The sequence below is a fragment of the Methanobacteriaceae archaeon genome (genome assembly GCA_013403005.1).
Classification (GTDB): Archaea; Methanobacteriota; Methanobacteria; order Methanobacteriales; family Methanobacteriaceae; genus Methanobacterium.
The window spans coordinates 151405-165617 of sequence record JACBOA010000002.1; the positions used below are offsets into that span (position 1 = coordinate 151405).

Consider the following 14213-nt stretch of genomic DNA (forward strand, 5'->3'; position numbering starts at 1 on the left):
ACCTTCTAGAGAAAGGAAATAATTCTAAAAAAGATGATAATTAAAAAAAGACTCATCTATCATTTATTAACATTTATCATGCAGTTCTAGAAACCCATACCAGTGTAAGCAGCCCACAGTTCATGAACAATCCTCCACACATAATTAAAATGCATAATTAAAGTTTTCATTGTTTTTTAATCTGTTTAAAGCCTTCAAATATGATTATTTGGTTTATTCGGACAAAAAGAAGTTTTTCTGATAATAAAAAATTTCCGGAAAATATTTATTGATCTCTATTTATAGAATTCATGCTTACAACATGCCTACAACAGATTTATTCCTACAAAAGATTATAATAATATTATAAAAAATTAATATTATAAAAAAATGGTTCAAATAGTGTGTGAGGAGCCTTCATGGTTGGAATAGAGGGATGGATAGTTCTGGCAGGAGTTTGTTTCATAGGAGAAATGTTGACCACTGGTTTCTTCCTGCTGTGGTTTGGAGTGGGGGCTTGCTTAGCAGCCGTGCTGAACTACCTGGGATTTGACCCCTGGGTGCAGTTTATTGCATTTATTCTCATCTCCATCGCACTAATAGCCATATCCCGACCTCTGGCCCAGAAAATAACTAAAGAACCACCTAGAAAAGCTGTTTCTGATCGTCTGGTGGGTAAACAGGGCATTGTAGTTGAAGACATCCTGCCCGACACCGGAGGAGTGGTGAAAGTCGAAGGAGATGTATGGAGGGCTGTATCCTCTAGGAAAATAGGAAAAGGCGAAAAAATCACGGTGAAGAAGGTTGAAAGTGTTAAACTAAAGGTTGAACCAGTACACAAATAACAAACATTATTAACTTATTCGAACAGTATATTATCAATAAATTATAATCCATAGTGAATTAAAAATTATGGTTTAAAGATGAAATAAACAATAGGAGAGATAATATGGATATAATTACCCTAGTTATTATTTTACTGGTGCTGCTGGTTCTTGCCTTTAAAGGCCTGAAGATATTAAGACCCTACGAAAAGGGAGTAGTGGAAAGATTGGGTAAATACCAGCGCACAGTGGAAAGCGGATTGGTTGTGATTATCCCTTTCATTGAGACCATTAGAAAAGTAGATTTAAGGGAAGAAGTGGTGGATGTTCCTCCCCAGGAAGTTATAACCAAAGACAACACCGTGGTGATTGTGGATTGTGTTATCTTCTATGAAGTGATAGATCCTTTCAACGCGGTTTACAATGTGGTGAACTTTTATCAAGCCATAACCAAACTGGCCCAGACCAATCTAAGGAATATAATAGGGGATTTGGAGTTGGATCAGACCTTAACCTCCAGGGAAATGATTAACACCCAGCTTCGTGAAGTGCTGGATGAAGCCACAGATAAATGGGGTACTAAAGTGGTAAGAGTCGAAATACAACGTATAGAACCCCCAAAAGATATTGTGGAAGCTATGTCCAAACAGATGAAAGCTGAAAGGATGAAAAGAGCAGCCATTCTGGAAGCTGAAGGTTACAAACAATCTGAAATCAAAAAAGCAGAGGGAGATAAGCAGGCAGCTATTCTGGAAGCTGAGGGTAAAGCAGAATCTATTAAAAAGGTGGCTGATGCAGATAAGTATCAGGAGATTGCCATTGCTGAAGGGGAAGCCCAGGCAATTTTAAATGTTTACCAGGCTATACACCAGGGAGATCCCACCAATGATTTGATTGCCATCAAGTACCTGGAATCCTTACAGAAAATTGCCGATGGTCAGGCTACCAAAATTTTCCTACCAGTGGAGGCAACTGGAATTTTAAGTTCCATAGCCGGTATTTCCGAAGTTTTAAAGGATGATGAAAGGGCTAAAAAAATCCTTGAGAAAAAAATTAAGGAAAGCACCACTGGAAAATCAATGCCTTCGCAGGGATAAAAATTTTTTTTCTAATCTCCTTTTTCCCAATTATAAATTTTTTTTGAATAAATCCTTTTAACGATTTTTATATTTAGATCTATTTTCTAATTTGGATTTAATTCTTTGAAACTATTTATCATACTTTTCTTTAATTTATGATCAAAATTATGACCTTAAACCATAAATAAAAAAACATTTTAGGCATTTTACAGTATATTAATAAACATGGCCTCTAAATACAAAAATTTGGCTCTAACTATTTTCTTTCTAATTATCCTGCTTTTATCATTAGGTGAAATTAACGCCCATCAACCACGTTTAGATGTTGGAAGGGCTGTTTCTGTAGAAAATCCTATCATAGTGGATAATCCAGAAATATCCCAAGCATTCTACGGAGAGCTCAATGGAAAACCAGTTTATTATCAGATAAAATCCGATAAAGCCTTTCAGCTCTATGTTAATCTTCTCCTACCCACCAGCCCAGGACAGGGTGGTGAGCTGGTCTCTGCAGAGGTTACAGATGCCAATGGAAATGTGGTTATGTTTTTAAATGGAACAAATTCCATATGGAAACCCTACTTTGAAGAATTTGGAGGTGATTATTACCTTAAAGGTCCAGAAGCCACTCTGCAGGTTCCCCCAGGAACTTATAACATCAAAGTATTTAACACCCAGAACCAGGGAAAATACACCCTTGCCATAGGCAAGATAGAATCTTTCCCTGCCCATGAGGCCATCACAACCATATTCACTTTACCGCTTTTAAAAGAGCAATTCTTCGGCAAACAGATTTCTACTCTGTTTTTTGAAGTTATTGGGATCATTCTGGCACTGGGGAATCTCATGACCCTATCAATTCTCATGGTGAAATCCAGAAAATCCGAAGAAATGAAAAAAATAACCCTGAAAGTGGGCAGTGCATTAACACCGGTATTATGGCTGGGAACTATAATTACAACTCTTGTATGGGCCTGGGTAGTTTATAAAAACCCTTTGAATATACTGGGACTTCTAAATAGTTTTATACTCATCATGATCATTATATTTACCTGGATGGTTGGTTCAAGGGCAATGAAAACTGATAAAAGGTTATCATTGACCTCCACTCTCCTTTTAGTACTCCTATGGTGGGTATTTGTTTTCCTGAGTATAACCGTGATTTGAGGTGATTAAATGGATGCATTTGAAGAATTGATGGAAAAATTAAATAATCTAAATGATGAAGAACGTGCAAATAAAATCAGAGAACTGGAAGCAGATTGTGTCTGCCCTACCTGCCCTACTTACAATGATTGTGCTAAAGAAAAGGGAGAAAACATCTTCTGCATCACTGGAAAAAGTCAAGAGTGCATCACCATGACTCTGGGATGCTTGTGTCCCACATGTCCCCTGGCACAGAAGTATGAGATTGGATTAACCTACAACTTCTATTGCAATAATGGCTCGGAAACTGAACAGAGAGGCTAAGTTTTGAATCTCTAAGAAATATTTAACCCATTTAATATTAATATTTCATATTATTTATAAAAAGAATTAATAAAAAGAGTTCTTTTAAGGAGATTTTTAAATAAACTTTTCTTATCTGGGATGAATTTTTATACCAAGCATACCGGAATGGAAACTATGAACTTAGAATCCATGATCATTGTTTTTTGCGCAGGAGTGGTTGAACTATGGTTAGCCATACCCCTGGGATTTCTCATGGACATCAATCCTATTATTACTGCTATTTTATCTGCTTCCAGTGCCATAGTGGCTGTATTAGTTGTAACCCTTCTGGGAGATAATTTGAGAAATCGTTTCCTCCAATGGAAATATCATGATGATAAAACTCTTGAAAAAAGTCGTTTGTACAAGGTCTGGAATAAATATGGGGTGGTTGGATTGGGTTTAACTTCACCACTTCTTTTTGGAGCTCCTCTGGGCGCTGCTGTGGGTATAGCTTTAGGTACTGAAAAAGAACGCCTATTACTATGGATGAGTGTGGGAATTATCCTTTGGAGTGCTGGTTTGACTGTTGCCGGAGTTATGGGATTATTAGCCTTTGAATCCATAGTTAAATAACATTCAAGATTATGTTTCAGGTTTTTAACCCCTGATTATTATATGATAATGGTATCCGGTGTCCCAAACATTTAATAGATGATGGGGCGAAACATTTAATAGTATATCCGGCTAACTTTACACTCAGAAGAAGTTTTATTAAGCGAATGAAAGATGAAATGAGGATATTAATTTTATCATAACATCAACTGACTCCTAATTGGCGTTGATATTTAGTGTTTTTAGAAGGTGTTAAATTGGAAAAGATAAGGGTAGCGATAATTGGTATGGGCAATTGTGCCAGTTCACTAATTCAGGGTATCTATTATTACAAGAACAAAAATCCAGATGATGCCATAGGTCTCATGCACTGGCAGATAGGTGGATACAAACCATCAGACATAGAAGTAGTGGCTGCATTTGATATTGACGCACGGAAAGTTGGACGAGATGTGAACGAAGCTATCTATGCCCCTCCTAACTGCACCACAGTATTCTGTCCAGATATCAAGCCAAGTGGAGTGAAAGTGGAAATGGGATGTCTTCTGGACGGTGTGGCACCCCACATGGCGGACTATCCGGAGAATCATACTTTTATTGTCTCTAGTGAGCCTGAAAAGAATAAAGAAGAAATTGTAGAGATACTCACAAGTAGTGAAACTGAAATTCTTATCAATTACTTACCAGTAGGATCAGAGAAAGCAGCAAGGTTCTATGCAGAATGCGCCCTTGAGGCAGGATGTGCTTATATTAACTGTATGCCAGTTTTCATAGTCAGTGACGGAGAATGGGCAGCTCGTTTTGAGGAAAAAGGAATTCCATTAGTTGGGGATGATATAAAAGCACAGATCGGAGCCACCATCACCCACCGAACTCTGGCCAACCTCTTCCGGGAGAGGGGGGTGAAACTGGAGCGCACTTATCAGCTTAACACCGGAGGAAACACCGACTTTTTGAACATGCTCAACCGGAACCGTCTGGACTCCAAAAAGGAATCTAAAACCGAAGCAGTTCAATCAGTGCTGGGTCAGAGAATGGATCCAGAAAACATCCACATCGGACCATCTGATTACGTGCCCTGGCAGAAGGATAATAAACTCTGCTTCCTCAGGATGGAGGGAAAAACCTTTGGGGATGTTCCCATGAACATTGAACTTAGACTCAGTGTGGAAGACTCACCCAACTCAGCTGGATGTGTGATAGACGCCATCAGATGCTGTAAGCTGGCCTTAGAAAGAGGTATTGGAGGACAGCTCACTTCAATCAGCGCTTACACCATGAAACACCCTCCAGAGCAGTTCACTGATGATGAGGCCATGGAAATGGTGGAAGAGTTCATTGCGGGAAAACGGAAAAGATAATATTCCCTAATAATACTTTTTTCCCAATAATACTTTTAGAATTCAGATTAAAAAGCAATCAAACATCCTATTAAGATTTTTTAAGGAATTTCACTCTTTCTGATCATTGGCTCACACTCTAACTGAGGAATTTGAGTATAATCCCCTTTTTGAAGGTCTTCTCTAACCTTTTCCAGTATCTCATTGCGGTTAAGCTTGTTCTGACTGGCATTCATTTCCTTGCAGAAATAATAGGTGAATGCACCGTGCCAATCTCCATTGATAAAGGCATCAGCACTGGTTTGATCGGCACGGCATGCAGCCCATAAAACATGATGAACCATACCTTTTTCTAATAAGGCTTTATTCAGCCCTCTTTGTCGTTTACCATCCACTTTTTTGAAAGATTCCAGTGATGGAGGGGGTATGTATCGAGTTTGCCTGTCCCAGATGAGGTCAATAGCTTTAAGTCCTGTTCCACTATGACAAGTATCCAGATACACCTCTAACAGTACTTCTTCAGGAATTTGTATAAAAAGATCCCTAAGTTCATCATCCACTATTATATGTTTTGGATCCCATCCATCTCCCTTTTGAGTTAGATCATAGGGACAAAAGGCTTCATCAACACGATCAGGCTCATCTCCACTTAAATCTGGAACTTGTGTACCATGACTGGACATACTAAATACCAGATAACTATATTCCCCTGATTTAGCTCCCCTAACCATATCCTCAAGATTTTTCATTATATTGGCCTTAGTGGCCTTTGCATTGGTGAGTTTGATAATGTTCTGAGCCTGGAAACCCATCAGATTCTTTAATAATTTTTCCATATCATGGGCATCATTCACACAACCCCTTAAGGTAGCCGAAGGAAAATTTTTGAAACTATTAATACCCACACAAAGAGCTCTTTTACCAGTCATTCAATCACCTCAGTATAATTTCAGTAATGTTCAGTAATGATCCATCCATTTCATATTTGTGCTAATTACACAGTCCAATTCCCCCAACACACTACAAAACATAATCCATGATAACATATTCATTATTCTTTGTAATATAAAGTAATATAAATAAGTATTCATTATCTTATTTTTTGCATTAATAATTTAAAATTACACTTTATTTATCATTAAAATGATATTTATTGGATATTAAAAGTTTAAAGTAAAAATTAATTCTTTATAAAGACAAATTAAAACAAAATAAAACAAAATAAATTGTATTAATAATATTATTTTCATAATTATAAATAATATAAAATACTTTTAGAACTTTAAATTTACTAACCATTAGCTGCAAGATAAGGATAATGAATTAGTTTATTTTCAATCACTTGCTAGCTGATTAAAGGTAAGGATATAAGGAAGTTCACCCTAATTATATAAGGAAATTAAGATCCTATTTCATGAAGAGTTTATTAAAGTGTGAGGGTCACCATGACGAAGATAAGGCTAATTGAAACTGCTTACAGAGATGCACACCAGTCGCTCCTGGCTACGAGGATGAGAACAAGAGATATGCTGCCAATTGCCGAAGAAATGGACAAGGTAGGGTATTTCTCTCTGGAATGTTGGGGAGGGGCTACCTTCGACACCTGCATCCGCTACCTCAATGAAGATCCCTGGGAAAGACTACGCAGCCTGAAGGAGCTGGTGAAAAAAACTCCACTTCAGATGCTCCTTAGAGGACAGAATCTAGTGGGTTACAAACATTATCCTGATGATGTTGTCCGAGAGTTCGTGGAAAAAGCTTACACTAACGGAGTGGATGTTTTTAGAATATTCGACGCTTTAAATGACATCCGTAACATGGAGATGTCCATAAAAGTTGCTAAAGAACAAGGTGCCCATGTTCAGGGAACTATCAGTTACACTACCAGCCCATATCATACCATTGAAAAATATGTAGAGTTCGCCAAAGAACTTGAAGCATTGGAATGTGATTCACTGGCTATAAAGGATATGGCTGGACTCATATCTCCACATGACACTTATGAACTTGTTAGAACCCTTAAAGAAGAAACTGATCTTTTAATCAATTTACACTGCCACTGCACCAGTGGTATGACCCCTATGAGTTATTATGCGGCCTGTCAAGCAGGTGTTGATCTTTTGGACACTGCTATATCTCCTCTATCCTGGGGAGCGTCCCAGCCACCAACTGAAAGTGTGGTTGCCGCCCTGAAAGAAACACCCTATGACACAGAACTGGATTTAAAACTCTTGACTCAGATTAAAAAATATTTCGAAGAAGTTCGGGAAAAATACAGTGGCATACTGGACCCTATTACTGAAAGGGTGGATACTGATGTACTACTCTACCAGATTCCTGGAGGGATGCTATCCAACTTTGTATCTCAGTTAAAGGAACAGAATGCCCTGGACCGATACGAGGATGTTCTATGTGAAGTTCCACGGGTTCGCAAAGATCTGGGTTATCCTCCACTGGTAACTCCCACCAGTCAGATTGTGGGTATTCAGGCCGTGATGAATGTTCTGGGAGGGGAAAGATACAAAAATGTATCCAAAGAAGTAAAGGAATATGTTAAAGGATTCTATGGAAAACCACCAGCACCCATAGACCCGGAAGTGGCCCATAGTATAATCGGGGATGAGAAACCCATAACCTGCCGTCCGGCAGATCTTCTGGAAGACGAACTGGATAAATTCCGTAAAGAAGGAGAAGAAATGGGTATTATTAAAAAAGATGAAGATGTGCTTACCTTTACTCTTTACCCTGCTATTGCACCAAAATTCCTGAAAGGAGAAGCTGAAGAAGAACCTCTAACACCACCCAAGTCAGATGCACCCTCTGAAGAACCAGCAGCCTTACCTACTGAGTATCAGGTTGATGTTGATGGTGAAAGCTTCCAGGTGAGGGTTGTTCCCACAGGTTACATGGAAATTGAACCTGCTGAAGGAGCAAAACCTTCAGGTCCGGTGGAGGGTGGAGTTACATCATCCATGCAGGGAATGATACTGAAACTCAAAGTGAGTGAAGGAGACAATGTAAATGAGGGAGATGTGGTGGCAGTTTTAGAAGCCATGAAAATGGAAAACGATATTCATGCCCCAGAATCAGGAATCGTGCAAGAGATTTTCGTGGATGAAGGAGATAGTGTAGGGGCTGGGGATACCTTGATGGTCATAAAATAATACCCTGAATCCTATTATTTTCATCCACCATTTAGAATTTATTTAAAACTCCCCCAATTCACTTAACTGCATATTTTTTTATTGCATATTTTTTATCAAAATAAATTTTTATTGATATTAATTGTTCCAATGACATTGATTTAGGAATAAAAAAGATTGTAAGAAACAAGATAATTGTATCTACATTCCGTGAAGTATCTCTTCGACCTGTTCTGCTTGAGATTCCATCTCAAAAAGTATGAGGCCTATCTGAGCATCAATTTCGGTTAAAGCAGTTAAAATAGCCTTTGTACCTGCCGGTATTAACACGATAGTTCCTTTTTCGGTTTTGAGAGATATCTCACTAACTCCTCCAGTTTTCATTTGCCCGGAAGCAGCTTCAGCAGCCCCCATTATGGTTGAACAAAGTGCAGAAAATATTCTGGCATCAACATCAGGAGGAGTCCGGGAGTTTATTAGAAGACCTTCCTTGGAAACAATAGCGCAGGCTTTTATTTGTCCTACTTGCATTATTGATGATAGAACATTGTCTAATCTTTCTTTTTTAGTTTCAGCCATAATTCAACCCCTTAAACTTGTAAAACTTCTACTTCTTATCCTTTATTTCAACATCAAATTGACAGAAAGAATAGCCACTGGTCCAGCACCTTATTTCCTCTGCTGTAACCTCTTTCTGAGTAAGTTCCATTAATATTCCAATTATCATACCTGTCTCAAAGTAACAAACTGGTTGACCTATGTTAGGCAATCCAGCACATTCAATACATTCATAAACTCGTAAATCAATCTTTTTTCCATTCTCTGTTTCTTTTTCGGTGAAAATATCAAGAATACCTATTTTATATTTTGCCAAAAACTGACCTATATCCTCAACACTTTGAATGATACCGTTTTTAACCAGGTTCGTTCCCAGTTCTATTCCAGCAACCACATCAGTACCATATCCTGCTCGGGCCAGTGATATCGGTTTTTTTAAGTTTCCAACCCTGAATGTTGTGACATACAAAGAATCCTGATCCTCATTGGCATCCTTACCTAAAAAAGGCCTTTCAGGACTAATAATATCCTCCAAATCCATATGATCTTTTTTTACGAGCTTTCTGGGACCAACACGTTTACCATCAATAGTTCTTTCATTTTCAACTTCTTTTTCAACTAAAGAGCGATAATAACGAATGGATTTTTCTATTTCTTCCTCATTCATTAAATTTCCTCCAGAAAGGCGCGTAGGAAATTATACTTAAGACAAGGGTAAATATGATGTACCTTTCTAAAGTTTTTTGTGTTATTTTTTTACTCGCAAAAAAATGTTAAAAATAACATCATAAAAATAATGTCAAATTGGGACTGTAAAGTTAATGGGTGTTGGAGTGTTCATCAAAATTTAAAATTCGTTAATTATGGTTCTTTCACCAAAAAAAGATAAATTATGGCAAAGATTGTTTACAAATATCGCTCAACCCCTAATAACTTTACAGCCCCCTCAAATTTTATATTTTTCCTCAATTATTAGATTTTCCGAATTAATTCATCAAAAGAGTTAATTTCCAGCATTCCATGTTCTCTCCAATAATTATAATCTGCCCTTAAAACATCCGCACCAAATACTATCTTTTTTTTATTTACCTGGAAAGAATTCTCAAGTTCATTGTCTGATTCAACAGTTTTTTCCCCATTTAGGAAAGGATATACTTTACCAGCAGCCTTATGAGCTGATTTTAAAGCATTTTCAGGATAGGTAAGTGTTCCAGGAAGTGTACCATAAGCATCCAGAGAATAAATTGTTTTTACACCTGCTGCATTTAATACTAAGCGCAAATATTGGTGAACTTCCTCTAAACCAGCCCCTGCAGTTGTTGATACTGTAATTCCAGGTTTTCCAGCAAGTCTTAAAGTATGATACCAGCTTGCCAGCCTATCCAGAAAAGTTTTCATTTGCCCAGACACTTGCATGGCATACACAGGGGAGCCCCAAATAATCAAATCTGATTCTAGCATTTTTCCCTTTAAAAAGGCCATGTCGTCCTTCTCATCAAGAGGACATGTACCCTTTGTCATACATAACCAGCATCCATTGCATGGTTGGATATCCACGTCCCCTGCTGTGAATAGATTATATTTAATATTATTATCCCTCTGGAGAAGTTCATCTATCATCATTTTGGTTAAAGTGTAAGTATTTGATTTTTTCTTTAAAGGACTGCCTATAAATCCAAATATTTTCATTCCTTTTCCCCTCCTTCATTATAATTTGAATAAAGAATAGTCCATAAATTTTCATTAAATTGTTTCTTTTCAGAACCCAGTGGTTCAAAAAATTCATTATTGACATTTTCAACGATTTTTAAAGCTTTTTCAAGAGTTTTAAATCCATTTTGGGTAATGTGTAAATATTTAGCCCGTGAATCCTTACCATCGTTTGTTCTTTCAATGAATCCTTTGTCTTCTAGTGTTCTGATAATCTTTGAAGTTACCATGACATTTGTCCGTGTAAAATTCGCTAGTTTAATTTGTGTAACTGGTTCCCCCTGTTTTTCAAGCCAGGCCAAACCTGATAATAAAGCAAAATGAGTGTGAGTTAAATCAACACTTTTTAGATTTTTGTTGATTTTACGTTGCCACAAATATGTAATTTTCCAAAATAATATCCCTGTCATTTCTTCTGGCTCTTCTAACCATTTATAAAAACTATTTTTCATTTTAAACCTCCTTATAATTCTTTCATTTATAGCATATTGTAATCATTATATATTATATACATTAATTATTATATATAATGATTATATAAATCCCTTGAAAAGTTATATTTTGGAAAAACTCCATTATTTAGTAAGGAGATGTTTTCATGGCAAAAAATAGTTATTCAAGGAAAATATCAAAAAAAGAGGCTGAAAGCAATTTTATATCCATTTTAAAGAATAATTTAGCATTTTTCCCACCTTTAGGGGAAAATTTTGTGCTTAACGAAAATAACTCGTCCCATGAAGTAAAAGTAGAATCGTATCCCTGCACCTGCAGAGGGCCAGATTTACCTCATGAACATTACTTTATCACATGGGAAGGACTAAAACCGGGAAATAGAGTAGAAATTATAAAAAATCCTTCTAAAAATAGTGAATATGATTTAAAAATATTCTTTTAAAATTATCCATAGAATTTAAAACTACCCTCTTGTAATATCTTAGAAAAATATTCAAATGAAGAAAATGATACTAAAGAAACATTTATTGGACATATTTTGTTCTATCTTCTACATTTGCCCATTCGAATGCTCTTTTACGCCGCATGCAGGATTCACAAACACCGCAGTGCTCTTCATTGCCCATGTAACAGGAGTAACTGAGATTTAAAGGTGCTCCTATCTCATTTCCCGCTTTTACAATTTCTTTTTTATCCATGTGAATTAGTGGTGCTTCTATCTGGACATTATCCGGGGATCCTATTTTAAGAAGGTTGTTAAATGCATCTAAAAATTCTTTGGAGTTATCAGGGAAGGTTGCTGCTTCTTCATAGTCCCATCCCACAATTATTTTCTCTGCCCCTTCTGCCTCGGCAAATGATAATGCTATAGAAGTGAATACAACATTCCTGCCCGGGACCCATACTTTCCTTGCTGTTTCATCGCAGACTTCTTTATCATCCAGCTGGTTTACTTCCAGTTTTGGAATATCTTCTTGACTGGTTAAAGCAGATTTACCCAGTTTTGCCAGCCAGGGCAGTTCGATAACTGTGTGTTTAAAACCTAATTGTTCGCATATAGCTCTAGAAGATTTTACTTCCATTTTGGCACTTCTCTGCCCATAATCAAAAGTAATAGCATGAACTTCATAATCCCTGGCTAAAAGAGAAGTAGCTACTGTGGAGTCCAATCCCCCAGAGAGTACTGATATTGCCTTATTTTTAGTTAAATCACTCATTTTCAACACTTTTTATATTTAAGAATTTTATAATCTATTTTGTCCTGTTTTTAGAATTTAATCTTGCTACTCTTTCAGAAATAGATATCTTATGTTCTTCATCCGAAATATTGGGATCTTTCAGTTGGTTGAATATATCGCAGGGGAGTTCCAGACAGGACCCACAATTTTTATACTTTTTTTCATTAACTGCACAATCAAAAATGGGACAAACCCTTTCTGGCATTATCTCCTGCGCCCAGAATGTTTTCCACTTGATTTTGTAACATCCAGGACAGTTTTCTTCAAAAAACTGGCACTCCTCGCAAATCAGTCCACACGGTGAAGTATTCATTCAATCTCTCCTATATCACTAATTAAATTATAAAACTTAATCTTTCCCTACATTTGCCTTCTGATTGATGATTCTGATAACATCTTTAAGAGGAATACCCATCTTTCTTGAAATCTTCTTAGCATCTTCATATTCCACAGTGAAGTTGACCATTTCATCACCAATCATGGCCACTTTAAGATGAACTTTCTGAGGCACACCTTTAATTTCAATCTCAACAGGAATTATTTCCCGGTTAACTATGTTCCTATGCACATAGGGAATAGTTCGAACCCCCAGAGTTCCTGTTTCGCGGATTATGGTTTCCGTGAGAATGTTATTCAAATCTGATCTGGTTATAACCCTTAAAAGATGACCCGGCCGGTTTTTTTTGGCAATAGTGGGAATTATGGTCACATCTAGAGCACCCTCTTCCATTAAGCGATCCATAGTATTGCCTAAAACTTCCCCAGTCACATCATCCAGATTAGTCTCCAGAATGGAGATTCTATCTGTGGGAATTGGTGAAGTGCCTGAAACAATTCTTAACACATTTGGAAAGTCCAGATTCAGTTTCCCAGCACCATATGCAACCTTCTGGTTGGTTATTAGGGGGTAAAATTCACAGAATTCATCCACCATATTCACCAGTAATGCCGCCCCAGTGGGTGTGGTGAGTTCGTAGTTTACTGGTCCGCCGAGTGCTGGTACATTTTTAAGTATCTCCAGAGTTGCTGGTGCTGGGACAGTGAGATTTCCATGCTGAGTCTTTATCCTACCCCCACCCAGGGCGGGAGGAAGTCCGTAAACCTTCTCCCTGTGGAGTTCAAGTTCATGAAAAGCATAAGCTGAACCAATTATGTCTGCCACAGCATCTGCTGCTCCCACTTCATGGAAATGGATCTCGTCAAGGCTAACTCCATGAACCTGGGATTCAGCCATAGCCAGGGTTTTGAAAACTTCTTTGGAGAATTCTAATATTCCTGGAGTGATTTTTTCATGCTTTATTCCATCTAAAGTTTCTACTAAACTTTTGTAGCTAATGGTATGATGGTCAAAACATTTAACATCAACAAAACTAGCAAGGATTCCTGATTTATTCACTTGCCTAATCTCAACATTCACCTCACCAAAATGAGAACCATAGTGCTCCATGATATTTTTAATATTTTCTGAATTCGCCCCTAAATTGATTAAAGCCCCAATAACCATGTTTCCCGATATTCCTGCCTGTTGGGGGTCTATTATTACCACCATACTGTCAGAACCTCCTCAATTAATCTGTTAGTTTGAAATTTTCGATTATTTTAAGCTTAACATGTATTAATGTTAAAAATTTGCAACATATAATTTATGTTAACAATTGATCTATTTTTATCAATTAAATGGAAAAGAAAGATATTGATATGATGTCACTGTCCCTGGATTCTAGTTAAAGTCAACTCTATATTAAAAGGAAAATCCAAAAAGGAAACCAATGACCCTCCATGACCGGGAAACTGAAGTCTTTAGGGATGGGTGTTAGACTTTCCAAGAAGCTTATCCCTCAAGAAG

16 protein-coding genes are annotated in these 14213 nt (G+C 37.2%); 8 read left to right on the forward strand and 8 right to left on the reverse strand.

The genetic code is table 11. The features are described 5' to 3' along the window. The first annotated feature begins 398 nt into the window (after positions 1–398). From HVN35_03065 to HVN35_03090, 6 genes are all read left to right on the forward strand, one after another. Entirely contained in the window at positions 399–824 is a 426-nt protein-coding gene (locus HVN35_03065; GenBank protein NYB51532.1) for an NfeD family protein, read from the forward strand. A gap of 110 nt (positions 825–934) precedes the next feature. Next, on the forward strand, positions 935–1900 hold the full coding sequence (locus tag HVN35_03070; GenBank protein NYB51533.1) for an SPFH/Band 7/PHB domain protein: 966 nt from the start codon (positions 935–937) through the stop codon (positions 1898–1900). Positions 1901–2107: 207 nt separating this feature from the next. Further along, the gene (locus HVN35_03075) at positions 2108–3046 is read left to right on the forward strand and encodes a hypothetical protein (protein ID NYB51534.1); all 939 of its coding nucleotides are present in this window, start codon (positions 2108–2110) and stop codon (positions 3044–3046) included. 9 nt (positions 3047–3055) lie between these two features. Continuing rightward, positions 3056–3349, forward strand: a complete 294-nt coding sequence (locus tag HVN35_03080; protein NYB51535.1) for a DUF2769 domain-containing protein — start codon at positions 3056–3058, stop codon at positions 3347–3349. 156 nt (positions 3350–3505) lie between these two features. Further along, a complete protein-coding gene (locus HVN35_03085; protein ID NYB51536.1) occupies positions 3506–3946 on the forward strand; it encodes a small multi-drug export protein in 441 nt (146 codons plus the stop codon). Between the two features lie 236 nt (positions 3947–4182). Beyond that, on the forward strand, positions 4183–5286 hold the full coding sequence (locus HVN35_03090) for an inositol-3-phosphate synthase (GenBank protein ID NYB51537.1): 1104 nt from the start codon (positions 4183–4185) through the stop codon (positions 5284–5286). Between the two features lie 80 nt (positions 5287–5366). On the opposite strand, the gene HVN35_03095 is transcribed toward HVN35_03090, so the two are convergent. After that, positions 5367–6194: a caspase family protein gene (locus HVN35_03095; protein NYB51538.1), complete on the reverse strand. Its 828-nt coding sequence runs from the start codon at positions 6192–6194 to the stop codon at positions 5367–5369. Positions 6195–6710: 516 nt separating this feature from the next. On the opposite strand from HVN35_03095, the gene oadA reads away from it, so the two are divergent. Beyond that, positions 6711–8429, forward strand: a complete 1719-nt coding sequence (gene oadA / locus HVN35_03100) for a sodium-extruding oxaloacetate decarboxylase subunit alpha (protein ID NYB51539.1) — start codon at positions 6711–6713, stop codon at positions 8427–8429. A gap of 180 nt (positions 8430–8609) precedes the next feature. Here oadA and HVN35_03105 read toward each other — a convergent pair whose 3' ends face one another. The 4 genes from HVN35_03105 to HVN35_03120 form a co-directional block, all read right to left on the reverse strand. Continuing rightward, positions 8610–8987, reverse strand: coding sequence for a roadblock/LC7 domain-containing protein (locus tag HVN35_03105; GenBank protein NYB51540.1), 378 nt, complete (start codon positions 8985–8987; stop codon positions 8610–8612). Between the two features lie 28 nt (positions 8988–9015). Continuing rightward, entirely contained in the window at positions 9016–9633 is a 618-nt protein-coding gene (locus HVN35_03110) for a hydrocarbon-binding protein (GenBank protein ID NYB51541.1), read from the reverse strand. Between the two features lie 305 nt (positions 9634–9938). Beyond that, entirely contained in the window at positions 9939–10655 is a 717-nt protein-coding gene (locus HVN35_03115; protein ID NYB51542.1) for a flavodoxin family protein, read from the reverse strand. Further along, positions 10652–11128 carry a MarR family transcriptional regulator gene (locus tag HVN35_03120; protein NYB51543.1) on the reverse strand — a complete coding sequence of 159 codons (477 nt, stop codon included), beginning with the start codon at positions 11126–11128 and terminating at the stop codon, positions 10652–10654. The genes HVN35_03115 and HVN35_03120 overlap by 4 nt, the downstream gene beginning before the upstream one ends. Positions 11129–11274: 146 nt before the next feature. Between HVN35_03120 and HVN35_03125 the strand changes: the two genes are divergently transcribed. Next, entirely contained in the window at positions 11275–11571 is a 297-nt protein-coding gene (locus HVN35_03125; GenBank protein NYB51544.1) for a hypothetical protein, read from the forward strand. An 82-nt stretch (positions 11572–11653) separates the two neighbouring features. Here the strand turns inward: HVN35_03125 and queC are convergent, their stop codons facing one another. Genes queC through larC form a run of 3 tightly spaced genes read right to left on the reverse strand, consistent with a single transcriptional unit; the run spans position 11654 to position 13916 of the window. Continuing rightward, entirely contained in the window at positions 11654–12346 is a 693-nt protein-coding gene (gene queC / locus HVN35_03130) for a 7-cyano-7-deazaguanine synthase QueC (protein NYB51545.1), read from the reverse strand. A 34-nt stretch (positions 12347–12380) separates the two neighbouring features. Then, the gene (locus HVN35_03135) at positions 12381–12680 is read right to left on the reverse strand and encodes a DUF3795 domain-containing protein (protein NYB51546.1); all 300 of its coding nucleotides are present in this window, start codon (positions 12678–12680) and stop codon (positions 12381–12383) included. 36 nt (positions 12681–12716) lie between these two features. Next, the gene (larC, locus tag HVN35_03140) at positions 12717–13916 is read right to left on the reverse strand and encodes a nickel pincer cofactor biosynthesis protein LarC (GenBank protein NYB51547.1); all 1200 of its coding nucleotides are present in this window, start codon (positions 13914–13916) and stop codon (positions 12717–12719) included. Positions 13917–14213: the final 297 nt, after the last annotated feature.